21 protein-coding genes and 4 tRNA genes are annotated in these 24,362 nt (G+C 60.5%); 13 read left to right on the forward strand and 12 right to left on the reverse strand.

Annotated features, from left to right (window positions below; all coding sequences use genetic code 11):
* Nucleotides 1-211: 211 nt before the first annotated feature.
* The 4 genes from acs (at nt 212) to LCU97_RS25150 (ending at nt 6,628) form a co-directional block, all read left to right on the forward strand.
* Nucleotides 212-2,149, forward strand: a complete 1,938-nt coding sequence (acs, locus tag LCU97_RS25135; protein ID WP_053153525.1) for an acetate--CoA ligase — start codon at nt 212-214, stop codon at nt 2,147-2,149.
* A gap of 115 nt (nt 2,150-2,264) precedes the next feature.
* Nucleotides 2,265-3,281, forward strand: a complete 1,017-nt coding sequence (locus LCU97_RS25140) for a class I SAM-dependent rRNA methyltransferase (RefSeq protein WP_232778050.1) — start codon at nt 2,265-2,267, stop codon at nt 3,279-3,281.
* A 118-nt stretch (nt 3,282-3,399) separates the two neighbouring features.
* Nucleotides 3,400-6,330, forward strand: coding sequence for a DUF748 domain-containing protein (locus LCU97_RS25145; protein WP_232778051.1), 2,931 nt, complete (start codon nt 3,400-3,402; stop codon nt 6,328-6,330).
* 1 nt (nt 6,331) lies between these two features.
* The gene (locus tag LCU97_RS25150) at nt 6,332-6,628 is read left to right on the forward strand and encodes a DUF2845 domain-containing protein (protein WP_053153534.1); all 297 of its coding nucleotides are present in this window, start codon (nt 6,332-6,334) and stop codon (nt 6,626-6,628) included.
* 211 nt (nt 6,629-6,839) lie between these two features.
* Here LCU97_RS25150 and LCU97_RS25155 read toward each other — a convergent pair whose 3' ends face one another.
* Complete coding sequence (locus LCU97_RS25155; protein ID WP_053153537.1) at nt 6,840-7,196, reverse strand: BON domain-containing protein; 357 nt, start codon at nt 7,194-7,196, stop codon at nt 6,840-6,842.
* Nucleotides 7,197-7,482: 286 nt separating this feature from the next.
* Nucleotides 7,483-7,905 carry a pilin gene (locus tag LCU97_RS25160; RefSeq protein WP_053153540.1) on the reverse strand — a complete coding sequence of 141 codons (423 nt, stop codon included), beginning with the start codon at nt 7,903-7,905 and terminating at the stop codon, nt 7,483-7,485.
* A 223-nt stretch (nt 7,906-8,128) separates the two neighbouring features.
* On the opposite strand from LCU97_RS25160, the gene pilB reads away from it, so the two are divergent.
* The 5 genes from pilB to yacG are packed head-to-tail and all read left to right on the forward strand — an operon-like array spanning nt 8,129 to nt 12,746.
* Nucleotides 8,129-9,829: a type IV-A pilus assembly ATPase PilB gene (gene pilB / locus LCU97_RS25165; protein ID WP_053153543.1), complete on the forward strand. Its 1,701-nt coding sequence runs from the start codon at nt 8,129-8,131 to the stop codon at nt 9,827-9,829.
* A 2-nt stretch (nt 9,830-9,831) separates the two neighbouring features.
* The gene (locus tag LCU97_RS25170) at nt 9,832-11,049 is read left to right on the forward strand and encodes a type II secretion system F family protein (protein ID WP_053153546.1); all 1,218 of its coding nucleotides are present in this window, start codon (nt 9,832-9,834) and stop codon (nt 11,047-11,049) included.
* A gap of 1 nt (nt 11,050) precedes the next feature.
* Nucleotides 11,051-11,920 (forward strand): prepilin peptidase, encoded by an 870-nt coding sequence (locus LCU97_RS25175; RefSeq protein WP_232778052.1) that lies wholly within the window; start codon nt 11,051-11,053, stop codon nt 11,918-11,920.
* Nucleotides 11,920-12,543, forward strand: a complete 624-nt coding sequence (coaE, locus tag LCU97_RS25180; protein WP_053153551.1) for a dephospho-CoA kinase — start codon at nt 11,920-11,922, stop codon at nt 12,541-12,543. The genes LCU97_RS25175 and coaE overlap by 1 nt, the downstream gene beginning before the upstream one ends.
* A complete protein-coding gene (yacG, locus tag LCU97_RS25185; RefSeq protein WP_053153554.1) occupies nt 12,540-12,746 on the forward strand; it encodes a DNA gyrase inhibitor YacG in 207 nt (68 codons plus the stop codon). Before coaE ends, yacG begins: the two co-directional genes overlap by 4 nt.
* Here the strand turns inward: yacG and LCU97_RS25190 are convergent.
* Together LCU97_RS25190 and LCU97_RS25195 are read right to left on the reverse strand one after the other, a co-directional pair.
* Nucleotides 12,743-12,958, reverse strand: a complete 216-nt coding sequence (locus LCU97_RS25190) for a hypothetical protein (protein WP_232778053.1) — start codon at nt 12,956-12,958, stop codon at nt 12,743-12,745. The two genes, yacG and LCU97_RS25190, sit on opposite strands and share 4 nt — an antisense overlap.
* A gap of 63 nt (nt 12,959-13,021) precedes the next feature.
* A complete protein-coding gene (locus LCU97_RS25195; protein ID WP_232778054.1) occupies nt 13,022-13,708 on the reverse strand; it encodes an energy-coupling factor ABC transporter permease in 687 nt (228 codons plus the stop codon).
* Nucleotides 13,709-13,834: 126 nt separating this feature from the next.
* On the opposite strand from LCU97_RS25195, the gene LCU97_RS25200 reads away from it, so the two are divergent.
* The 3 genes from LCU97_RS25200 to LCU97_RS25210 all read left to right on the forward strand — a co-directional run bounded on the left by LCU97_RS25200 (nt 13,835) and on the right by LCU97_RS25210 (nt 16,097).
* Entirely contained in the window at nt 13,835-14,461 is a 627-nt protein-coding gene (locus LCU97_RS25200; protein ID WP_003185538.1) for a DUF1780 domain-containing protein, read from the forward strand.
* A 68-nt stretch (nt 14,462-14,529) separates the two neighbouring features.
* Nucleotides 14,530-14,703 (forward strand): DUF3094 family protein, encoded by a 174-nt coding sequence (locus LCU97_RS25205; RefSeq protein WP_053153560.1) that lies wholly within the window; start codon nt 14,530-14,532, stop codon nt 14,701-14,703.
* A 95-nt stretch (nt 14,704-14,798) separates the two neighbouring features.
* Entirely contained in the window at nt 14,799-16,097 is a 1,299-nt protein-coding gene (locus tag LCU97_RS25210; RefSeq protein WP_232778055.1) for an NAD(P)/FAD-dependent oxidoreductase, read from the forward strand.
* 137 nt (nt 16,098-16,234) lie between these two features.
* Here LCU97_RS25210 and LCU97_RS26990 read toward each other — a convergent pair whose 3' ends face one another.
* The 8 genes from LCU97_RS26990 to rluD form a co-directional block, all read right to left on the reverse strand.
* Entirely contained in the window at nt 16,235-17,860 is a 1,626-nt protein-coding gene (locus tag LCU97_RS26990; protein ID WP_053153566.1) for a methyl-accepting chemotaxis protein, read from the reverse strand.
* A 146-nt stretch (nt 17,861-18,006) separates the two neighbouring features.
* Nucleotides 18,007-18,083 (reverse strand) — tRNA-Pro (locus LCU97_RS25220).
* Nucleotides 18,084-18,177: 94 nt separating this feature from the next.
* Nucleotides 18,178-18,253, reverse strand: a tRNA-Lys gene (locus LCU97_RS25225).
* 5 nt (nt 18,254-18,258) lie between these two features.
* Nucleotides 18,259-18,335 (reverse strand) — tRNA-Pro (locus tag LCU97_RS25230).
* Between the two features lie 7 nt (nt 18,336-18,342).
* Nucleotides 18,343-18,418 (reverse strand) — tRNA-Asn (locus tag LCU97_RS25235).
* 307 nt (nt 18,419-18,725) lie between these two features.
* Nucleotides 18,726-21,290 (reverse strand): ATP-dependent chaperone ClpB, encoded by a 2,565-nt coding sequence (gene clpB, locus LCU97_RS25240; RefSeq protein WP_053153569.1) that lies wholly within the window; start codon nt 21,288-21,290, stop codon nt 18,726-18,728.
* A gap of 131 nt (nt 21,291-21,421) precedes the next feature.
* Entirely contained in the window at nt 21,422-22,147 is a 726-nt protein-coding gene (gene pgeF / locus LCU97_RS25245) for a peptidoglycan editing factor PgeF (RefSeq protein ID WP_232778056.1), read from the reverse strand.
* The gene (gene rluD, locus LCU97_RS25250) at nt 22,144-23,106 is read right to left on the reverse strand and encodes a 23S rRNA pseudouridine(1911/1915/1917) synthase RluD (protein ID WP_053153575.1); all 963 of its coding nucleotides are present in this window, start codon (nt 23,104-23,106) and stop codon (nt 22,144-22,146) included. Before rluD ends, pgeF begins: the two co-directional genes overlap by 4 nt.
* A gap of 151 nt (nt 23,107-23,257) precedes the next feature.
* On the opposite strand from rluD, the gene LCU97_RS25255 reads away from it, so the two are divergent.
* The gene (locus tag LCU97_RS25255) at nt 23,258-24,274 is read left to right on the forward strand and encodes an outer membrane protein assembly factor BamD (protein ID WP_053153578.1); all 1,017 of its coding nucleotides are present in this window, start codon (nt 23,258-23,260) and stop codon (nt 24,272-24,274) included.
* Nucleotides 24,275-24,362 lie beyond the last annotated feature (88 nt).

Raw genomic sequence — 24,362 nt, forward strand, 5'->3', positions numbered from 1 at the left:
GGTTTGCATTACCCTTGTGGGAGAGGGTCTTGTGGGAGCAAAGCTTGCTCGCGATAGCCTTATCAACCTGCGTGTTGAATGTGACGGCGTCATCGCGAGCAAGCTTCGCTCCCACCGGGCTCGCTCCCACAGTCATTTGTGCATGGCTTGAACCCTCCGGCGAGTGGGCGCATCTTTATGACTTGTCGCAAAACAAGAATAAGGAACCGCCATGCTCGATATCAGCCAGTTCCCCCAAGCCGATGCCGTCCGCCGGGCTGCGCAACTGAGTCAGGACGAATACAAGCGGCTCTACAAGGAATCCATCGAACACCCCAGCACCTTCTGGGCCGAACAGGCCACCCGCTTCCTCGACTGGATAACGCCTTGGCAAACCGTCCAGCGCTATGACCTCAAGACCGGGGATGCCACCTGGTTCGCCGGGGGCAAGCTGAACGTCAGCGCCAATTGCATCGACCGCCATCTCGAAAAACGCGCCGACCAGACAGCAATCATCTGGGAAGGCGACAATCCCGCCGAATCGGCGGAAATCTCTTACCGAAAACTCCATCATCATGTGTGCCGCCTGGCCAACGTGCTGAAAAGTCGTGGGGTCAAGAAAGGCGACCGGGTTTGTATCTACATGCCAATGATTCCGGAAGCGGCCTATGCGATGCTCGCTTGCTCTCGCATCGGCGCGGTGCATTCGGTGGTGTTCGGTGGCTTTTCGCCGGACTCGCTGCGCGATCGGATTCTCGATGCCGATTGCCGCACAGTGATCACCGCCGACGAAGGTGTGCGGGGAGGACGGTCCATACCGCTCAAGCGCAATGTCGACCAGGCACTGGAAAGCTGCCCCGACGTCAGCACCGTCCTGGTGGTCGAGCGCACCCAGGCCGAGATCAGTTGGGTCGAAGGCCGTGACCTCTGGTATCACCAGGCCATGCACGACGCCAGCGACGACTGCCCGCCCGAACCGATGGATGCCGAGGATCCGCTGTTCATTCTCTACACCTCCGGCAGCACCGGAAAACCCAAGGGCGTATTGCACACCACCGGCGGCTATCTGCTGCAGGCCGCAATGACCTTCAAGTACGTACTGGACTACCGCGACAACGAGGTGTTCTGGTGCACCGCCGACGTCGGTTGGGTCACCGGCCACAGTTACATCGTCTACGGCCCGTTGGCCAACGGTGCCACCACGCTGATCTTCGAAGGTGTACCGAGCCATCCCGACAGTTCGCGCTTCTGGCGGGTGATCGACAAGCATCAGGTCAATATTTTCTACACCGCACCTACCGCCCTGCGCGCGCTGATGCGCGAAGGCATCGAGCCACTACAGAAAACCTCCCGCAAGAGCCTGCGACTGCTCGGCAGTGTCGGCGAGCCGATCAATCCGGAAGCCTGGGAATGGTATTTCAACAAGGTCGGCGAGCAACGCTGCCCGATTGTCGATACCTGGTGGCAGACCGAAACCGGCGGCATCATGCTCAGCCCGCTGGTGAGCCAGCAACAGCTCAAACCGGGCTGCGCCACCCGGCCGATGTTCGGCGTACAACCGGTACTGCTGGATGAAGCGGGCAAGGAAATCAGCGGTCCCGGCAGTGGCGTACTGGCGATCAAATCCAGCTGGCCCGGTCAGATCCGTAGCGTCTACAGGGACCATCAGCGCATGGTCGATACTTACTTCAAGCCCTATCCCGGCTATTACTTCACCGGCGACGGCGCCCGTCGCGACGAGAACGGCGATTACTGGATCACCGGGCGCATCGATGACGTGATCAACGTCTCCGGACATCGCATTGGTACCGCCGAGGTGGAAAGCGCCCTGGTCCTGCACGACAGCATCGCCGAGGCAGCGGTCGTCGGCTATCCCCATGACCTCAAGGGCCAGGGCATATACGCCTTCGTCACGCCCATGAACGGGGTCGAGGCCAACGAGGAGCTGAAGAAGGAACTGCTGGCCCATGTCAGCAAGGAAATCGGCAGTTTCGCCAAGCCGGAACTGATCCAATGGGCGCCGGCGCTGCCCAAGACCCGGTCAGGCAAGATCATGCGACGCATCCTGCGCAAGATCGCCTGCAACGAACTGGACAGCCTCGGCGATACCTCGACTCTGGCCGATCCGAGTGTGGTGGAGGGGCTGATCGACAAGCGCTTGAATCGCTGAACGCTCAACGGCGACTCTCCTCACCTTGTGGGAGCGAGCCTGCTCGCTCCCACAAGGACCATACCCGTCATTACTGCTAAACTCCCGCGCCTCATTTCTCTAAGGCGCGCTTGGCATGTCTTCCTTGAATCAGGCGCTGCGCGCCGCCCTCGACCAGCGTCATGACCTGCTCGGCCAGTTGCAGCAGCAAGGCACCGATTGCTACCGGCTGTTCCATGGCAGCCAGGAAGGCGCACCGGGCCTGACCGTCGATCGCTACGGCCCGCAGCTGTTGGTGCAGAGTTTTCATGAGTCACTGGGACGCGATGCCTTGTTGCACATGCACGACATCGTCAACCAACACCTGGGCCTGGACACGCTGCTGGTCTACAACGACCGCGCCCGGGGCAATTCACGGATAGACCGCCAGGACGCCGTCTACCAGGCTGACGAGGCCGCCCTGCAAGACCTCGTCGGCCACGAATGGGGTCTTAATTATCGCGTTCGCGGGCGCCATGCCGGACAAGACCCGTTGCTGTTCCTGGATCTGCGCAACGCCCGTGGCTGGGTCAAGGCACACAGCCGGAACAAAAGCGTGCTGAACCTGTTCGCCTACACCTGCGGGGTTGGCCTGAGCGCCGCGGCCGGTGGCGCGCGGGAGGTATGCAATCTTGACTTCGCCGAAGGCAACCTCGCCGTGGGTCGGGAGAACGGCCTGCTCAATCCGGATTTACCGCCCATGGAGTTCGTGCAATCCGATTACTTCCCGGCGATCCGCCAGTTGGCCGGCCTGCCCATCAGCCAGCGACGCGGACAGAAATTACCGAGCTATGTGCGCCTGGAACCTCGCCAGTACGACCTGGTACTGCTGGATCCACCGGCCTGGGCCAAGAGTGCTTTCGGTACCGTCGACCTGTTGCGTGACTACCAGAGCCTGCTCAAGCCGGCGCTGCTGACCACCGCTGACGATGGCGTGCTGATCTGTTGCAACAACCTGGCGAAAGTCTCCATGGATGACTGGCGCGAACAGGTGCTGCGCTGCGCGAGCAAAGCCGGCCGACCTGTGCGGGAATGGAGCGTGCTGACGCCCGGCGACGATTTTCCCTCCAGGGACGGGAATCCGCCGCTCAAGACACTGGTCCTTCAGTTCTAAGCCAACCTCCGCAGACCTACGGAAAAAACGGACAAATCCGATAAATCTCAGTGGTTTCGGAACCGTAAACGCATGCCATACTCCAAGGCACTCCGATTCACACCAGACGAAGCCACACATGTCCAAAGGATTGAAGCGCGCTTTCGCCGCACTGCTTATCGCACTGGCCCTCTACAGCCTGCTGGGGTTTCTGATATTGCCGGGCATCGCCTTGCGGATCGCCAACCAGCAACTGGCCAGCCATGCCACGGTGCCGGCCCAGCTCCAGCGCATCGAACTCAATCCATTCAGCCTTGAAATCACCTTGTGGGGGCTGAATGTGGGCGAACCGGGCAAGGAGCAGGTCGGCTTCGAACGGCTGTACGCCAACCTGCAAGTCGACAGCCTGTGGTCCGGCGCCCTGCACCTGGCCGACATCGAGCTCGACAAGCCCAAGACCGAGATTGTGTTCGCCAAGGATGGGCAACTGAACCTGCTGGGCCTGTTCAAATTACCGCCCAGCGAGCCTGCTCCGGCGAACCCGGACGCCAAGCCGTTTCCCCTGCGGGTCGATAGGATCAAGCTCGCCACCGGATATGTGCATTTCCAGGACCTGCGCCCCAGCGAGCCCATCGAGTTCCTTTACGACGCGCTTGATTTCGAACTGAAGAACCTCAGCACTCTGCCCGACGACAGCGCCGACATGACCCTGGTTGCCGCCGGGCCCGAAGGCGGGAAAATCGACTGGACCGGCAATTTCAGCCTTTCGCCAATCGCCTCCGAGGGCAAGCTCAAGGTCACCGATGGTCAGATGAAATTCTGGTGGCCCTATGTACGCGATGCGGTCCCCCTGGTGTTGGAAAACGGCATCGTCAACCTGAGCACCGACTACAAACTCAACCTGGCCAAGGGCACCGAACTGCTCTTGAGCAACGCTGCCGTCAGCGTCGCGCCCTTCGCCATCAAGTCTCCCGATGGTCGTCCACTGGCCAGGCTCGAACGCCTGGATGTCAGCGAAACCACGGTGGACCTGGCCAAACAGCAAGTGCTGGTGGGCAAAGTCCGCAGCCAGAAACTGGAAACCTGGGCGGCCCGGGAGGCGGACGGTCAACTGGATTGGCAGAAATTGTTCGCCAGCCAGCCGGCGAAGCCCCAGGTCAAGGTGGAACCGGCATCGGCGCCGGCAGCCGCCGACTCCCCCAAACCCGAACCCGCTCCGCCGAGCAAACCATGGCAGGTCCTGTTGAAGGACGTGCAATTGCGCGACTACCAGGTGCACCTGGCCGATCGCCAGGCCCAACCCGCCGTGGCGCTGGACGTCGGCCCGCTGAACCTCGACCTGCAGAACTACGACACCCTCAACGGTTCGCCCTTCACCCTCAAGCTGGACACCGGCCTGGGTAAACAAGGCAAGATCCTGGCTGACGGCGAAGTCAACCTGAACCCGGTCAGCGCCAGACTCAAGGTCAAGACCCAGGATATCGACTTGCGCGTCGCCCAAGCCTACATCAATCCTTTCATTCGGCTGGAGCTGCGCTCCGGGATGCTCGGCAGCGACCTGGCGGTAGATCTCAAGGGCATCGACCCGCTGGCGTTCGCGGTCACCGGTCGCGCCCAGGTCGACCAATTGCACACGCTCGATACTCTCAAGACCCGTGACTTCGTCAAATGGCAAAGCGTGGTCGTCGAGGGCCTCAACTACCAGCATGGCGACAGCCTCTCCATCGACAAGGTCAACCTGTTCCAACCCTACGCGCGCTTCATGATCAACGACGATCGCACCACCAACGTCGATGATCTGCTGATCCCGCAACCGCCCGACAGCGCGAAGAACACGGCGGCCAAACCGGCGTCCCAAGGGAAGCCGCTGGGTATCCACATCGGTGCGATTGCCATCAATGACGGCTCGGCCAACTTCGCCGACTTCAGCCTGACGCCAAATTTCGCCACCGCCATCCAACAGCTCAACGGCCAGATCGGCACCATCGACAGCCGCCAGGCCAAACCGGCCAGCGTAGACGTCAAGGGCAAGGTCGACCGCTATGCCCCGGTCATCATCAAGGGGGCGCTCAATCCGTTCGACCCCATGGCCAGCCTCGATATCGCCACCAGCTTCAAGCGGGTCGAGCTGACAACCCTGACGCCCTACTCCGGCAAATTCGCCGGGTATCGCATCCGCAAGGGCCGGCTCAATCTCGATTTGCATTACCGCATCACCCAGGGCCAGCTCCAGGCCGAGAACAAGGTGGTGGTCGAGCAATTGCAATTGGGCGAAAAGGTCGACAGCCCGGACGCCGTCAGCCTGCCGTTGAAGCTGGCCGTCGCCCTGTTGAAGGATTCCGAAGGCAGGATTTCCATCGAGTTGCCCGTGTCCGGCAACCTCAACGATCCGCAGTTCAGCGTAATGCCGATCGTCTGGCAGACCCTGCGCAATCTCGTGGTGCGGGCGGCCCAGGCACCGTTCAAGCTCATCGGCGGGTTGGTGGCCGGTGGTGGCTCCGAGGACCTGGGCAGCGTGGCGTTCGCACCGGGCTCCAGCGAGCTGAGCAAGGAAAACGAGGGTGTGCTGCTCAAGCTGTCCGAAGCGCTTGGTAAACGTCCGGAACTGCGCCTGGAGATCGAAGGCACCGCCGCCGAGAGCAGCGATGGTCCATTGCTGGCCTCCCAGCGCCTGGAGCGTGAGTACCAGTACAACTACTACAAGATGCTGCAACGTCGGGGCGATAAAGTTCCGGCCAAAGCGTCGTTACTGGAAGTTCCGGAAGACGAAAAGGCTCCGCTGCTGGAAGGCATCTACCGCACCCGCCTCAAGACACAACCGCCGGTCGAATGGTCGCAACTGGATAAAAAAGCCCGTATCGAAAAACTGCGCGAAGGGGTAATCAAATTCTGGAGCGGCAGCGAGGTATTGCTGCGCGAACTGGGCCAGGAACGGGCGAGCAGCATCAAGGACTTCCTGGTGGACAAAGGCAAACTGGCCGACGACCGTGTCTATTTTATCGACGCCAGCCTCGGCCAGGCCGAAAGCGATGGGCGCGTGATCACTCCCATGCACCTGGACGCCGAATAAGATGAAACGCTCTTGCTGGCTCTCCCTGGGTTTGTTGCTGGTTGCGAGCCAGGCACCGGCGGCCGACACGTTGCGCTGCGGCAGCCAGTTGATCAGCGTCGGCGACCGCTCCAGCGAAGTGCTGCAAAAATGCGGAGAACCGGCGGCTCGGGATGACCTGGGCTATAAGCGCAGTGTCAATCGGCGGGAAGAGTACCCGGTGGAAGAATGGACTTATGGGCCCAACAGCGGCATGTACCAATACCTGCGCTTCGAGGGTAATCGATTGGTACAGATCACCAGCAAGCGTGGGCGCTGAACCGCAACCGCTTCATGGCAAACAAGGTTGATGTCTGTTCCACCGCAGTCTTTGAATAGCCTATGCAGAATAGAACAGGCCCCCGGCAACGCCGGGGGCCTGTGGACGGCCACCTCCCTGTGGCCTTTCGCATGAACTCCAAAGCAACGGCAAACGTATGACTCAGCCCGTTTGCCGTGCCTTCTCCCGGTCCAGGCGAGAAGTCTTGGCGTTATTCGGCCTTCAGACCATCAGCCGATACGTCTTGCACGCCTTTGATTTTCTTGGCAATCGCCACGGCGGTTTCCTTCTGAGCCTTCGTTACAGCGACGTCCGAAGACAGAGATACAACGCCTTTGTTGGTTTCAACCTTGATATCGGTGCCTGGAATGCCTTTTTCAGTGACCAGGTCCGCTTTGACCTTGGTGGTGATCCAGGTGTCTTTGGTTTCTTCCTTGGCTTTCGTAACTTCGCCAGCAGCCAGCATCATTGGAGCCTGCGTCGCTTGAACGTTCTGGGCAAATGCGGCGTTAGCCATGGTCAGGGTCAGTGCGGTAGCAGCAGCGGCAGTGATAGCGAACTTCTTCATACGAGTAACTCCTGTTTTTCTCAGAAACTGCCGGGAAATGCAGTCCGGCAGGGCTGTCAGGAGTAGTGCGAAGGGTGTGCCAGTTTTTTATTTCAAAAAAAATCTATAAAAATCAACAATTTAAGCGAAACGGTATTTTACGGAATCATGCAAAATGCATGACCCGTCGATTTTGTACATGCAACATGCGGGTTTCGGCCATGGCTTAAGCCACTGAATTGCAGAGCATTTTCCTACAACAAAAAACCCCGCTAAAAGCGGGGCCGGTCAGACCAACCTTTATGCCTCAACCACCTGCAGCGGCACCGGTGCAGCCCTTGGGAGCGTATTCCTGCTCAGCCGTGGTGGCGCATGTCCATACCCCGGTTCCCGAACGACTCAGCGTAATCGTCTTGCCCACCACCGGACCCGGCGCATTGAGGATGGTGCAGCCAATGGTGCCAACCCCTGTAGAGGCAACACCCGAGGCAGTGGTGGTGCAGTTACTGGTCGTTGCCGTCCCGCCAACAAGTTCGAGGGTCGGGTTGGTACCCGAATTGATCGTGTCCTCGAACGGCACCTTCAACGCAGTGATCTCCGCCAGGCCCGCCGTCACCTTGGCCCGCGCCTGGTATTTGGAATATTGCGGCAACGCAAAGGTCGCCAGGATGCCGATGATCGCCACGACGATCAGCAGCTCGATCAGGGTAAAGCCACTCTGCTTGTTCATAGACATCTCCATACATGAGGTGGAGTCTCATGGTTGGGGCAGCCGTTGCAGGGCACATGCCAACCGTCCGGAGCCATGCCCACCGGGGGTTCGGGGCCACAGAAGCCTTGCGCCCCATCCCTACAACCGCACTATCTGACATTTTTTGTCACCCCAACCCGCTGGTTTGGTGTTGATGCTTGACTAGGCTATAAGTCATGAACTGTCTGCGTCCGGGATCCCCATGAATGACATCGCCCTCAGCGGCCTGACCAAGCAACTGGTGCTGGCCGAACTGCTCACCGAACAAAGTGCGCAACAGGCGCATCAACAGGCCCAACGCAATCGCATGCCCCTGGTCAGTTATCTGGTGCAGAACAAACTGGTCCAGAGTCGCCAGGTTGCGGAGATCGCCTCAGAACACTTCGGCGTCGCCCTGCTGGACCTCAACAGCCTCGACAAGGAGGCCCAGCCTACGGGCCTGGTCAGCGAGAAACTGGTTCGCCAGCACCATGCGCTGCCGCTGTGGCGACGGGGCAACAAACTGTTCGTGGGCATTTCCGACCCCACCAACCACCAGGCTATCAATGACATTCAGTTCAGTACCGGCCTGACCACCGAAGCCATCCTGGTGGAGGACGACAAACTCAGCGATGCCATCGAAAAGTTCTTCGAATCCAGTACCACAGGCCTGGAAGGCATGGGCGATGTAGACCTCGATGGCCTGGACATCGAGTCGGGCGATGACCACAAGCAGGACGCCATCGCCGGCCTGGACGCCGACGATGCGCCGGTGGTGCGCTTCGTCAACAAGATGCTGCTGGATGCGATCAAGGGCGGCTCTTCCGACCTGCATTTCGAGCCTTATGAAAAATCCTACCGTGTGCGGGTCCGCACCGATGGCATGTTGCGCGAAGTCGCCCGACCGCCGATCCAGTTGGCGACCCGCATCGCCGCGCGCCTGAAGGTCATGGCCAACCTGGATATTTCCGAACGGCGCAAGCCTCAGGACGGGCGGCTGAAAATGCGCTTGTCGAAAACCAAATCCATCGATTTCCGGGTCAACACCCTGCCCACGCTCTGGGGCGAAAAAGTGGTGATTCGGATTCTCGACCCCTCCAGTGCGCAGATGGGCATCGACGCCCTGGGCTACGAACCGGACCAGAAAGAGCTGTACCTGGCGGCCCTCAAACAACCGCAAGGGCTGATCCTGGTAACCGGGCCGACCGGCTCGGGCAAGACCGTCTCGCTCTACACGGGGTTGAATATCCTCAATACCGTGGACATCAACATTTCCACAGCCGAAGATCCGGTGGAAATCAACATGGAAGGGATCAACCAGGTCAACGTGAACCCACGCCAGGGCCTGGACTTCGCCCAGGCGCTGCGCTCGTTCCTGCGCCAGGACCCGGATGTGATCATGGTCGGTGAGATCCGCGACCTCGAAACAGCCGAAATTGCCATCAAGGCGGCCCAGACCGGGCACATGGTGTTGTCGACGCTGCACACCAACAGCGCTGCCGAAACCTTGATCCGTTTGCAGAACATGGGCATTCCCGGCTTCAACATCGCCACGGCGGTCCACCTGATCATCGCCCAGCGGCTGGCGCGCAAGCTGTGCAGCCATTGCAAGAAGGCCATCGAGATTCCCGAAGAGACGTTGCTCAAGGAAGGTTTTCCCCGGGAACGCATCGGCTCGTTCACGATCTATGAGCCGGTCGGTTGCGAACAGTGCAACAACGGCTACAAGGGACGCGTGGGGATTTATGAAGTGGTCAAAAACACACCCGAGCTGCAACGGCTGATCATGGCCGAGGGCAACTCGCTGGAAATCGACCTGCAAATGCGCAAGGACGGCTTCAACGACCTGCGCGCCTCCGGGCTGCTCAAAGTGATGCAAGGAGTGACCAGCCTCGAAGAAATCAACCGGGTCACCAAGGATTGAGCATGGCGGTCAAGGCAGTCAAAACCGATACCTATACGTGGGAAGGCAAGGACCGCAAGGGCACGAAAATGTCCGGCGAGCTGGCCGGCCAGAGCCCGGCACTGGTCAAGGCACAATTGCGCAAGCAAGGCATCAATCCGGAAAAGGTGCGCAAGAAGTCCGCCTCGATATTCGGCAAGGGCAAGCGCATCAAGCCGCTGGATATCGCCCTCTTCACCCGCCAGATGGCCACGATGCTCAAGGCCGGCGTGCCGCTGTTGCAGGCGTTCGACATCATTGGCGAAGGCTTCGACAACGCCAACATGCGCAAGCTGGTGGATGAGGTGAAACAGGAAGTCGCCGCCGGCAACAGCTTCGCCGCGTCGTTGCGCAAATGCCCGCAGTATTTCGATGAGTTGTATTGCAACCTGGTGGACGCCGGTGAACAGGCCGGCGCACTGGACACGCTGCTGGACCGGGTTGCCACCTACAAGGAAAAGAGCGAAGCCCTCAAGGCCAAGATCAAGAAAGCCATGACGTATCCGACGGCCGTCATCCTCGTCGCGGCGGTGGTCACGGGCATTCTGCTGGTCAAGGTGGTGCCACAATTCGAGTCGGTGTTCGCCGGGTTCGGCGCCGAACTGCCGGCGTTCACGGTCATGGTCATCGGCCTCTCGGAGTTCATGCAGCAATGGTGGTGGCTGCTGCTGGGTGGCCTGGTGGGCGGCTTTTTTGGCGTGAAGTACGCGCTCAAGCGCTCCCAGGGGTTTCGTGACTGGCGCGATAAATGGCTGCTCAAGCTACCGCTGGTAGGTGCCCTGATGTACAAATCCGCGGTGGCCCGCTACGCCCGCACGCTGTCCACGACTTTCGCGGCCGGCGTGCCGCTGGTGGAAGCCCTGGACTCGGTTTCCGGCGCCACCGGCAATGTAGTGTTCAAACGTGCCGTGCAGCGCATCCGCCAGGATGTCTCAACCGGCATGCAACTGAATTTCTCCATGCGCGCCTCAGGCATCTTTCCGAACCTGGCGATCCAGATGACTGCCATCGGCGAGGAATCCGGCGCGCTGGACGACATGCTCGACAAAGTGGCGAGCTTTTATGAGGCCGAAGTGGACAATCTGGTGGACAACCTCACCAGCCTGATGGAACCCTTCATCATGGTGATCCTGGGGGTGGTGGTCGGCGGCCTGGTGGTCGCGATGTACTTGCCCATCTTTCAACTCGGCTCTGCGATCTGACATGCCCCTGACCGAATTCTTCGTGCTGTATCCCTTGGCCTTCGTGCTGGCGGCGCTACTGCTCGGGCTGATTGTCGGCAGCTTTCTCAACGTCCTGGTGTGGCGCCTGCCCAAGATGCTCAGCCGCGAGTGGCGGCTGCAAGCCCACGACTTGCTCGGCCTGCCCGCCGAAACGCCCGGCCCGGCCTACAACCTGGTGTTGCCTCACTCCCAATGCCCCCATTGCGGACACCGCATTCGAGCCTGGGAAAATATTCCGCTGCTGAGCTACGTGGCGCTGCGCGGGCGTTGTTCCAGCTGTGCAGCCCCCATTGGCAAGCGTTACCCATTGACCGAACTGGCCTGCGGCGCATTGTCGGCGTTTGTCGCCTGGCATTTCGGCTTCGGCTGGCAGGCCGCGATGGTGATGGTCCTGACCTGGGGCCTGCTGGGCATGAGCCTGATCGATGCCGAGCATCAATTACTGCCCGACACGCTGGTACTGCCGTTGTTGTGGCTGGGCCTGATCGTCAACAGCTTCGGTGTATTCGTTTCGTTGAACGAGGCGATGTGGGGCGCGGTGGCCGGTTACCTGGCGCTGTGGTCGGTGTTCTGGGTATTCAAGCTGATCACCGGCAAGGAAGGCATGGGCTATGGCGATTTCAAGCTGCTGGCGATGCTGGGGGCCTGGGGCGGCTGGCAAATCCTGCCTCTGACGCTGTTATTGTCTTCCCTGGTGGGTGCCGTCGTCGGCATTGTCATGCTGCGCATGCGGGATGCGCCGACATCGACTCAGATCCCCTTCGGACCTTATCTGGCGATTGCCGGCTGGATTGCCTTGCTCTGGGGTGGTCAAATAACGGACTTTTATTGGCAGTCTGTCGGTTTTTAATGAACACCTCTTTGGAAAAACCCTGGATCCTCGGCCTGACCGGCGGCATCGGCAGTGGCAAAAGCGCGGCGGCGCAGCACTTCATCGACTTGGGTGTACACGTCGTCGACGCCGATCACGCAGCACGCTGGGTCGTCGAACCAGGGCGCCCGGCGCTGGCGGAAATCACGAGGCATTTCGGCCCCGGCGTGTTGCAGACCGGCGGCGCCCTCGACCGTGGGGCGCTGCGCACACTGATCTTTGAAAATGCCGAAGAACGGCGCTGGCTCGAAGCCTTGCTGCACCCGTTGATAGCCGATGAGATCGCGCACCACTTGGCCTTGGCACAATCGCCGTATGCGATTCTGGTATCGCCGCTGCTGATCGAGTCGGGACAATACGCCATGACCCAGCGGATCCTGGTGATCGATGCCCCGGAACAGCTGCAGATCGAACGCACCTTGCAGCGCGACCAGACCAGCGAACAGCAGGTCCAGGCCATCCTCAAGGCGCAGTCTACCCGTCAGGATCGCCTGAGCCATGCAGACGACGTGGTGGTCAACGACCGCGACCTCGCGTGGCTGCACGCCGAGGTCGAACGCCTGCATCACTTTTACCTTACCTTGCGTGGAGGCCAGTCATGAGCCAGACCCCAATCGTCAATTGCCCAACCTGCGGCGCACCTGTGGAATGGAGCCCGGAGAGCAAATTCCGGCCATTCTGTTCCGATCGCTGCAAACTGATCGACCTGGGCGCCTGGGCATCGGAAGAGCACAAAATCCCGGTCAGCCCGGATGCCGAGGATGAACTGTTCAGCGAGGACTTCAATCCTCGCTCGCACCACTAAGGCCGCATAAAACTGTAATCCTGTTCATCGTCGAGGTTCTCCGCCAGGAAACTCAACTCATCGGCCAGGTCTTCAACGCTGCGCACTGTCTTGCTCTGTTGCACGATTGCACTGAGCAAGGCACGCAGGCTCAAGCCTGGATCGAAGCCGATCTCCATCGCCGCGTCGTGACTGCGCCTGATCTCTTGTCTCGCCCATTCATAAACACTCATGGCTGTGCTCCTGGAAATTTTCCAGAGCATGAAGCGCCACTGTCTGCCCGGCCTTGATGTGAATCAAGGCTTGTCGTCATCCTTCCAGGGCGCCGACAGATAGCGCGTGCGGTTGAACGTCTCGAGCCATTCGGGACTGAATACCACCAGGGCGCTGACCACCATGCCGTTGATGAAGGCCTCGGGAAAAATGATCAGCCAGAGGTAGCCGACGAAATCGCCCAACCAGTACGGCATGGCGAATACCCCGTCGTACCACAGCAAGCCGAGCCCCAGCAGCAGGCACAGCAACGCCGACAGAGCAGCGGCAAGAAACCCCGAACAAAAGATGTACACGAACAGATTACGCGGCTGGGCACGCTCCACCAGGATCGCACAGCACTCGGTGACCCATACCGGTAACAGGACCAGCAACACGCCGTTGACACCCATCGCCGCCATGTCCTGGCGCCCCAGCAGCACCAGCGCAAGCTGTGCAGAAAGCCCGCCGAGGATTGCCAGCGGCCAGTCCAGCAACAGCGTTACCGCCGTCATGCCGATGAAGTGATACGAGACGCCGGTCTCGAAATCCCGTCGCACCAGCCATAACATGAACAACGACAGCACCGTGCCGAACAGCAGGTGCTGACGACGGCTGTCGGTGAACAGCTCGACCCAGGGCGCCCGCCACACCGCCCAGGCGAGCATCGGCACATAAATCAGCCAGCCAACCGCCAGTGTCTGTGGTGAGAGCAGTTCAGCTCCGATCATGGACTACACCTTTCGCCTGCCCTCGCGTCACTTGAGGGTTCAATCCGGCAGTCTACACCCCACCTCCCCTCCATTAATCAACGCAACGCTTTCAGCTTGTCGCAATTGAACGCTAAGCTTGGGCTCATGGATGATTCCGATTACTTACGCCTGCTGACCATCGCGGCCGAGCAAGCCAACGCCTTTCTCTCCAATGCACGCAAATGGGAGCGTGAGCGTTGGGTCTGCCAGCGGCTGTTGCAGGGGCTGAACGTGCCCTATCGCGCCGATGAGTTCGCCCCCGCGGGGGAGCCGCCGGACGTATTGTTCCGTGATGCGAACTTCGAGGTGTTTTTCGTCCTCGACGAAGGTCGTCGCCTCAATGATGAATGGCGCGACGAACTGCAACGCCGCCGCAGTGCCTTTTCCCTCAGCCAATTGGTACGCCGCGAGGCCAAGCCCAGGCGGATCCCGGCCAACGAGTTCCTATTGAGACTGGCGCCGACCTTGCGCAAGAAAGCCCACAACTACACAGAGCGGGGCATGGACCTGGGGGAGCTGGACATCATCGCGTTTGCCAGTCTCAAGCGTGAAGTGCTGGACCTCAACAGCCACTTCCCGCCCCCAACCGAATACCTGCGCCAGGGCTGGCGCTCGCTGTCGCTGGTGGGGCCGACCTTCGCCCGGGTACTGTTCGCCCATCCCGACGCGCCGGATTTCCTGCGAGGCAACCTGGGTCGCAGCATCGTGTTCGATGTCGGGATCAGCTTGTGAAGTCTCATGCCCGGATACATTGCCTGTAACGTCTGTACACTTCGTAACGTCTACCTGACGAGGCCTTTATGACGAGCCGCCTGAACCCCGAAGACCAGAAGCATGTCGAAGAGTACCTGCAACTGTCCCAGCACCGAGTCGAGCGCCGGCCTTTCCGGCCGTGGTTGCTCCTGGTGGTGGTATTGGCCGTGACCATCGGCCTGGGTCTGTTGAGCCGACTGATCAGTTACCTGACGCTTTGAGCAGGTATCGTGCCTCACAACAGTGTTGTGAGGCACGACACCTATGCTCGCGAGGGTAACGGCACCGATTTCCTTTAGCCTTGCGAGATATCCCCATGACTCACCGTATCGTTATCGTTGGCGGCGGCGCCGGCGGCCTGGAGTTGGCTACCCGCCTGGGTAAGACCCTGGGCAAGCGCGGCACGGCCAGCGTGATGCTGGTCGACGCGAACCTGACCCACATCTGGAAACCGCTGCTGCACGAAGTGGCCGCCGGCTCTCTCAACTCCTCCGAAGACGAACTCAATTACGTCGCCCAGGCGAAATGGAACCACTTCAAGTTCCAGCTTGGACGCATGAGCGCCCTGGACCGGGAGCGCAAGCGCATCCAACTGGCCGCCACGTATGACGAGGCTGGCCTGGAACTGTTGCCGGCCCGGGAATTGAGCTACGACACCCTGGTGATTGCAGTCGGCAGCACCACCAATGACTTCGGCACCGAGGGCGCGGCGCAGCACTGCCTGTTCCTCGATACCCGCAAGCAGGCCGAACGCTTCCACCAGCAGTTACTCAACCATTACCTGCGCGCCCACGCCGGCCAGACAAACACCGAGGAGCGGATCAGCGTTGCCATCGTCGGTGCCGGGGCCACCGGCGTCGAACTGGCGGCCGAGCTGCACAATGCGGCCCATGAGCTGGCGGCCTATGGCCTGGACCGGATCAAGCCGGAAAACATGCACATCACCCTGATCGAGGCCGGGCCAAGGGTGCTACCGGCATTGCCCGAGCGCATCGGCGGCCCGGTGCACAAGACCCTGGAAAAACTGGGGGTCAACGTGATGACCAATGCCGCCGTCGGCCGGGTCACCGCCGACAGCCTGATCACTGTCGATGGCAACGTGATCGACGCGAGCCTGAAAGTCTGGGCCGCCGGGATTCGCGCCCCGGAATTTCTCAAGGACATCGACGGACTGGAAACCAACCGGATCAATCAGCTATTGGTACTGCCGACCCTACAGACCACCCGCGACGAGAACATCTTCGCCTTCGGCGATTGCGCGGCCTGCCCGCAACCGGGCTCCGACCGCAACGTACCGCCCCGTGCCCAGGCTGCGCACCAACAGGCCTCACTGCTGGCCAAGTCTCTGAAACTGCGGATCGAAGGCAAGGCGCTGCCGCACTACAAGTACACCGATTACGGTTCGTTGATTTCCCTGTCACGGTTTTCGGCGGTGGGTAACCTGATGGGCAACCTCACCGGCAGCGTAATGCTCGAAGGCTGGCTGGCGCGGATGTTCTACGTGTCGCTGTACCGCATGCACCAGATGGCGCTGTACGGCATGTTTCGCACGGCCATGCTGATGCTGGGCAGCAAGATCGGGCGCGGGACCGAGCCTCGGCTCAAGTTGCACTGAGCCTGACACGCCGCTTTAGTGAGCAAGCCCGCTCCCACAGTGGAATGCAATCCCTGTGGGAGCGAGCCTGCTCGCGATGACGGCGGTACAGTCAACATCCAGGCTCGACCAGAATCACTACCCGAGCCTGCCATCAATCAAACCTGAAACCGCTGCACCATTGTGCGCAGCGAGTTCGCCAGTTGCGACAGCTCATGGCTGGAGGCACTGGTCTGGTCAGCGCCCGTGGCCGAGCGCACGGACAGATCACGAATATTCACCAGATTGCGATCCACTTCGCGGGCCACCTGTGCCTGTTCTTCCGCGGCACTGGCGATCACCAGGTTGCGCTCGTGAATCTCATTGACCGACGCCGTGATGGTCTGCAACGCCTCCCCTGCCCGTTCCGCCATCGCCAGGGTGCTGGCTGCGCGAGAGGAGCTGGCCTGCATGGAGTCCAGGGCCTGGGTGGCACCGGTGCGCATGCCCTGAACCATCTGCTCGATTTCCTGGGTCGATTGCTGCGTGCGATAAGCCAACGCCCGGACTTCGTCCGCCACCACCGCAAAACCGCGACCGCTTTCGCCAGCCCGTGCGGCCTCAATGGCCGCGTTGAGCGCGAGCAGGTTGGTCTGCTCGGCGATGGCCCGGATCACGTCCAGGACCTTGCCGATATCCTGCGACTGGTTCGCCAGGGACTGCACCAGGCCACCGGTCACTTCGACATCGTTGGCGAGGGCGCCAATCGCGTCGACCGTGTCGCTGACCCGCTGCTGCCCAAGGGACGCCGATTCGCTGGACTGGCGCGTGGCATCGGAAGTGGACACCGCGTTGCGCGCCACCTCTTCGACAGCAGTGGTCATTTCGGTGACAGCGGTGGCGGCCTGTTCGATTTCGTTGTTCTGCTGTTGCAGGCTCTGAGTACTGTCGAGGGTGACCACGTTCAGCTCATCGGCCGCCGTTGCCAGCTGCGTCGCCGAGCCACTGATGCTTTGCAACGTATCACGCAGGTTTTGTTGCATGGTCGCCAGCGCCTTGAGCAAGCGGCTCACCTCATCGTTGCCATGGGTTTCGATCGGCCGGGTCAGGTCCCCTTTGGCCACGCTCTCTGCGGCATTCAGTGCCTCGCCCAAGGGCTTGACGATGCTGCGCGTCAGCAGCATCGCCAAGGCCACCGTCGCCAGCGCAGCCAGCACAATGAACAGGGTGACGATCATGCGGGAATTGGCGTAGTGCTCCTGGGACTTCTGGCTCTCGATGGAGACTTGTTTGGAGAACAGCTCCGCCAGATCGTTGAGCTGCTTGCCGGAACCGTCCACGACGGTCTTCATGTCCACCAGCAGCAGCTTGATCAGTTCATCCCGACGCCCCTGCTCGGCGAGGGTGAAGGATTGCGCGATGCCCGCACGGTAGGCGGCAAACGTCTGCTTGAACTGGTCATAGAGCGCTTTGCCTTCAGGCGTCACGACGAGCCGTTCGTAACTGGCGATCTTTTCGCTCAGCTCCTTGTCGCGGGTGTCCATTTGTCCCCGGTAGACCGAAGTGTTCTTCGGATCCTGGTCAAGGGCCATGCGCAGGGAAATGGTGCGAATGCGCAGCATCAATTCACGTATCTCGTCACCGCCGCGAATGCTCGGCAACCACTGGGTTTCAACCGCGACCTCACTGTCGCGGATGCTCGACATCTGCCCCAACGCAAACACCCCGAGCAGCGCCACCAACAGGGCGATCAAGGCAAAACCCAACGCGGCACGGCGGGCGATATTCATCTGACGAAGAAACATAGTGGAATGCCTTTTTTATTGTTGGCGTGAAGTGGGGTCGAATCCCTGTCGGCGGTTTATCGGCTGGTTGTACGACAACTTGAAGCATTGCGCTTTTTCGCAGGCAAAAAAAATCCCCGTATCTTTCGATACGGGGATTTTCTATATGGTCGGGGTAAGGGGATTCGAACTCCTGACATCCTGCTCCCAAAGCAGGCGCGCTACCGGACTGCGCTATACCCCGGTAAAAAAAAGGCGACCTTCGCAAGTCGCCTTCCTCGATCAGCGCTTTTGGCCTCTGATCTTGAGATTCGATTCCAGCGAACTGGTTTCAAAAATGGTGGGTCGTGTAGGATTCGAACCTACGACCAATTGGTTAAAAGCCAACTGCTCTACCAACTGAGCTAACGACCCAAATATGGTCGGGGTAAGGGGATTCGAACTCCTGACATCCTGCTCCCAAAGCAGGCGCGCTACCGGACTGCGCTATACCCCGATTGAAATGGCTCCGTGACCAGGACTCGAACCTGGGACCCAATGATTAACAGTCATTTGCTCTACCGACTGAGCTATCACGGAACTGATATTTCAAGTTGCAACATTGAAGCCTGTCGAATCTCGCTTCAACCTCTTCTACTCGTCTGCATCGCTGCGTTCGTGTGTCTGAGGCGCGCTATTCTACAATCTTCAAAACCGCTGTCAACCCCCTAAATTGCTTTCAAGACAATGATTTGCAACTTGTTTTGGATTCCTTCCCGATGAGAAGTAACCCGTGGGTGACTGACTGCGGGGCGCACTTTACAAGCCTTTTCCTTTGAGTTCAACGGCCTGATGAAAAAAATGGCCTCGCAATGCGAGGCCATTCGATCAAAGCACCTGCAGGCTGTCAGTTGAAGACGATTTCGTCGTTCTCTACTGTGCCAGTCACGGTTTCACCGGGCATGAAGCGCCCGGACAAAATCAACTGAGCCAACGGGTTCTCGATCCAGCGTTGAATCGCACGCTTGAGCGGTCTTGCGCCATACACCGGGTCGTAACCCACGGCAATCAGCTTGTCCAAGGCTTCGTCGCTCAATTGCAACTTCAGCTCGCGCTCGGTGAGGCGGCTGCGCAGACGGCCCAACTGGATTTCGGTGATGCCGGCGATCTGATCACGGGCCAGCGGTTCGAAGATCACCACTTCGTCGACCCGGTTGATGAATTCCGGGCGGAAGTGCGTGGAGATCGCGTCCATCACCGCGGCACGCTGCGCCTCGCGATCTCCCACCAGCTCCTGGATCTGGGCCGAGCCCAGGTTGGAGGTCATCACGATCACGGTATTGCGGAAGTCAACCGTACGCCCGTGACTGTCGGTCAGGCGTCCGTCTTCCAGCACCTGCAACAGGATGTTGAATACATCCGGATGCGCCTTCTCGACCTCATCGAGCAGGATCACCGAGTACGGTTTACGCCGCACGGCCTCAGTCAGGTAGCCGCCCTCTTCATAACCGACGTAGCCCGGTGGGGCACCGATCAGCCGCGCCACGGAATGCTTCTCCATGAACTCGGACATGTCGATGCGCACCATGGCTTCTTCGGTGTCGAAGAGGAATTCGGCCAGCGCTTTGCACAATTCGGTTTTACCGACACCGGTCGGGCCGAGGAACATGAACGAACCGCTTGGACGGTTAGGGTCCGAAAGCCCCGCACGGGACCGACGCACGGCATTGGACACGGCCACGACGGCTTCTTCCTGACCGATCACACGCTGGTGCAGCAGGGTTTCCATCTTCAGCAGTTTGTCGCGCTCGCCTTCGAGCATTTTCGACACCGGAATGCCCGTCCACTTGGACACCACTTCGGCAATTTCTTCCTCGGTCACCTTGCTGCGCAGCAACTGGTTTTCACTCTTGCCGTGCTGATCGACCATTTGCAGGCTGCGCTCCAGGTCCGGGATCACCCCGTACTGCAGCTCGGCCATGCGGTTGAGGTCGCCTTTACGACGAGCCGCCTCCAATTCCTGGCGCGATTGCTCGATCTTCTGCTGAATCTGCGCAGAACCCTGGACTTCGGCTTTTTCCGAGTTCCAGACTTCCTCCAGATCGGAATATTCGCGCTCGTGACGGACGATCTCTTCCTGCAGTTTCTCCAGACGCTTCTTCGCCGCTTCGTCGCTTTCTTTCTTCAAGGCCTGGGATTCGACCTTGAGCTGAATCAGGCGCCGCTCCAAGCGATCCAGCACCTCCGGCTTGGAGTCGATCTCCATGCGGATACGGCTGGCCGCCTCATCGATCAGGTCGATGGCCTTGTCCGGCAACTGGCGGTCGGTGATGTAACGATGGCTGAGCTTGGCCGCAGCGATAATCGCGCCATCGGTGATCGCCACCTTATGATGCACCTCATAGCGCTCCTTCAGGCCGCGCAGGATGGCGATGGTATCTTCCTCGCTCGGCTCGTCCACCAGCACTTTCTGGAAGCGCCGTTCAAGGGCCGCGTCCTTCTCGATGTATTGGCGGTACTCGTTGAGGGTGGTCGCGCCGACGCAATGCAACTCACCACGGGCCAGCGCGGGCTTGAGCATGTTGCCGGCATCCATCGAACCTTCGCCCTTGCCGGCACCGACCATGGTGTGCAGTTCGTCGATGAACAGGATGATCTGCCCTTCCTGCTTGGACAGCTCGTTGAGCAGGGCCTTGAGCCGTTCTTCGAACTCGCCACGGTACTTGGCACCGGCAATCAGCGCCCCCATGTCCAGGGACAACAGGCGCTTGCCCTTGAGGCCGTCCGGCACCTCACCGTTGATGATGCGCTGGGCCAGGCCTTCGGCGATGGCGGTCTTGCCGACGCCGGGTTCACCGATCAGCACCGGGTTGTTCTTGGTGCGACGCTGCAACACCTGGACCGTACGGCGGATTTCGTCGTCGCGGCCGATGACCGGGTCAAGCTTGCCCTCCTCGGCGCGCTTGGTCAGATCGACGGTGTATTTGTCCAGCGCCTGTCGGGACTCCTCGTGGTTGGCGTCGTTTACCGCTTCGCCGCCACGCAGGTTGTTGATGGCATTTTCCAGGGCTTTCTTGCTCACACCCTGGCCAAGCAACAATTTGCCGAGCTTGCTGTTCTCGTCCATGGCGGCGAGCAGCACCAGTTCGCTGGAAATGAACTGATCGCCCTTCTGTTGGGCCAGACGGTCGGCCTGGTTGAGCAGCCGCGCCAGATCCTGGGACATATTCACGTCGCCGGTGGGGTTCTGGATCTTGGGCAAGTGGTCGAGTTCTTTCGCCAGCTCTTTGCGCAGGCTGTTGACGTCAAAGCCCACCTGCATCAGCAGCGGCTTGATGGAACCGCCCTGTTGTTCGAGCATGGCCTGCATCAGATGCGCCGGTTCGATACCGGGATGGTCCATGCCGACAGCCAATGACTGGGCGTCGGACAAGGCCAATTGCAGTTTGCTGGTTAAACGGTCAATACGCATAGGGTCACCTTCCTTTAAAGCAGGCCGGACCTGAAAACCATCCTGAATGAAGAAACCTGCCAGATACCGTTATAGATGTGGTCGATTCTGGAAGTTTCAAGCAACGCGCTATTGATGTAGATCAGCAGAGTCTAGCGTTCGATCCAGACCAGGGAGGCGAAGCGACCGGTGCGCGGATTGCGACGGTAGGAAAAGAAACGCGGGTCGTTCACGGTGCACAGCCCGCCGCCGTAGACCGCCGTGACGCCCCGAGCTTTCAGCCGCAGACGTGCCAGCTCATAGATATCAGCCAGGAACTTGCCGGCATTGGGACTGGGTACGAAGGCTTTTGCGGCCTCGGGCAGTGCGGCGGTGAAAACTTCTCGCACCTCGGGCCCGACCTCGAAGGCTTGCGGGCCAATGGCCGGACCGAGCCAGGCCAGCACTTCACCCGGAGAAACTTCAAGGCTATCGAGCGTGGCTTCCAGTACGCCGTTCGCCAGCCCGCGCCAGCCAGCATGGGCCGCCGCGACGCGGGTGCCGGCACGGTTGCAGAAGAGCACGGGCAGGCAGTCCGCAGTCATCGCTGTGCAGGCGATACCCGGCGTAGCGGTCCAACTGGCGTCAGCGATAAGCACCTGCGCCGGATCAGCCTCGACCACATTGATTCCATGAACCTGCTGCAACCAGGCCGGGCGAATGGCGAATCGGTCGGTGAGACGACGACGGTTCTCGGCAACGGCCAGCGGGTCGTCGTCCACATGGTTGCCAAGGTTGAGGCTGTCGAACGGCGCCAGACTGACGCCGCCCCCGCGGGTAGTGACGCAGGCCTTTACCCGGGTCGGCGCAGGCCAGTCGGGTATCAGCCAGTCACTCATCCGACGAACGCCTCGCGATCCTGCTTGAGCAGCGTCAGCAGCCAGACGAAGTCATCCGGCAGCGGCGACTCCCAGCTCATGCGCTTGCCGGTGGTCGGATGGTCCAGCTCCAGGAAGCGTGCATGCAGCGCCTGGCGCGGGAAATTCTTCAGGGATTCAACCATCGTCACGCTGGCCGCCGGCGGGATGCGGAAACGACCGCCATAGGCTGGGTCGCCCACCAGCGGGAAATTGATGTGGGCCATGTGCACGCGGATCTGGTGGGTACGACCGGTTTCCAGCTTGACCCGCACATGGGTGTGGGAGCGGAAGCGTTCCAGCACGCGATAATGGCTGACCGCCGGCTTGCCGCCTTCCATCACCGCCATGCGCTGGCGTTGCTGGCCATGACGACCGATGGGGGCATTGATCTTGCCACCCGCGGTGACCACGCCGATCACGATGCATTCATAGATACGACTGACGCTGCGACTTTGCAGCTGCGCGACCAGCTGTGTCTGCGCCTGGATGGTCTTGGCCACCACCATGAGGCCGGTGGTGTCCTTGTCCAGACGATGAACGATGCCGGCGCGCGGGACATTGATGATGTCCGGTACGTGATGCAGCAAGGCATTGAGCAGGGTGCCATCGGCATGGCCCGCCGCCGGGTGCACCACCAGGCCCGCCGGCTTGTTGATCACCAGGATATCGTCGTCTTCATAGACGATGTCCAGGGCAATGTCCTGCGCGACCCATTCACCCTGGGCCTCCTGCTCGGCGGTCAGTTCGAGGACGGCGCCGCCATGGACGATGTCGCGCGGGCGCACGACCGCCCCATCCACTGTCAGGCGGCCGTCCTTGATCCAGGCGGAAAGGCGCGAGCGCGAATGCTCGGCAAAGAGTTGGGCGGCGACTTGATCGAGGCGTTGGCCGCCCAATTCGGACGGCACCTCTGCGCGAAGTTCTATTTTATCGGACATGCTCGGACTGGGCGTCGGCACAGCCTTTGGTTTCGGCTGCGCGCTTGTGGTTAAATACGGCGTCTTTTGCCCCGAGGCTTTTCAACGGGGCGCTCATCATAACAGGACGGCCCCGCCCAAGACAGCGGCCGTCATAGGGACGCAAGCCGCCATGCAAGTGAAACACCTGCTGCTGATCGCCATCCTCGCATTGACTGCTGCTTGCTCGTCGAAGGAAGTCGTAGACGAAAACCTGAGCGAAGTCGAACTGTACCAACAGGCGCAGAACGACCTGGACAACAACAGCTACACCAGCGCCACCGCCAAGCTCAAGGCCCTGGAGTCGCGGTATCCGTTCGGTCGCTACGCCGATCAGGCCCAGCTGGAGCTGATTTACGCCAATTACAAGAACGCCGAGCCGGAAGCTGCGAAATCCGCCGCCGAGCGCTTCATTCGTCTGCACCCGCAGCACCCGAACGTCGATTACGCTTACTACCTCAAGGGCCTGACCTCCTTCGACCAGGACGTCGGCCTGCTGGCACGCTTCCTGCCGCTGGACATGACCAAGCGTGACCCGGGCGCCGCGCGCGACTCCTACAACGAGTTCGCCCAGCTGACCAGCCGCTTCCCCAACAGCCGCTACTCGCCGGATGCCAAGCAGCGCATGATCTACCTGCGCAACCTGCTGGCCTCCTACGAAATCCACGTGGCCGACTACTACCTGACCCGTCAGGCCTATGTCGCCGCCGCCAACCGTGGCCGCTACGTGGTGGAAAACTTCCAGGAAACCCCATCGGTCGGCGACGGCCTGGCGGTGATGACCGAAGCCTACCAGCGCCTGCACCTGGACGACCTGGCGGCCTCCAGCCTGGAGACCCTCAAGCTGAACTACCCCGATCACCCCTCCCTGGTCGATGGCCAGTTCACCCCACGGGTCGACGAAGCCGACAACCGGTCGTGGCTGAGCAAGGCGACCCTGGGCCTGATCGAATCCCGTCCACCTCTGCCGCCGGGCGAAACCCGCGCCAACCAGGACGTGCAGCGCCAGTTCCAGGACGCCAAGGAAGCCATCCCGAACGAACTCAAGCCCAAGGACGAGAATGGCGATGTGATCGAGGAGGAAGCGCCCGAGCAGGAGTCCGGCGACCGCTCCTGGTTCAGTTACATGACCTTTGGCCTGTTCGACTGAAGCCAAGGCATGCATCAAAAGGGAGACCCGGCGGTCTCCCTTTTTCATGCCTGCCTTTTATTGCGCTGTGCGCCGTTCCGGTCCTTGG

The organism is Pseudomonas uvaldensis (assembly GCF_021271205.1).
GTDB lineage: Bacteria > Pseudomonadota > Gammaproteobacteria > Pseudomonadales > Pseudomonadaceae > Aquipseudomonas > Aquipseudomonas uvaldensis.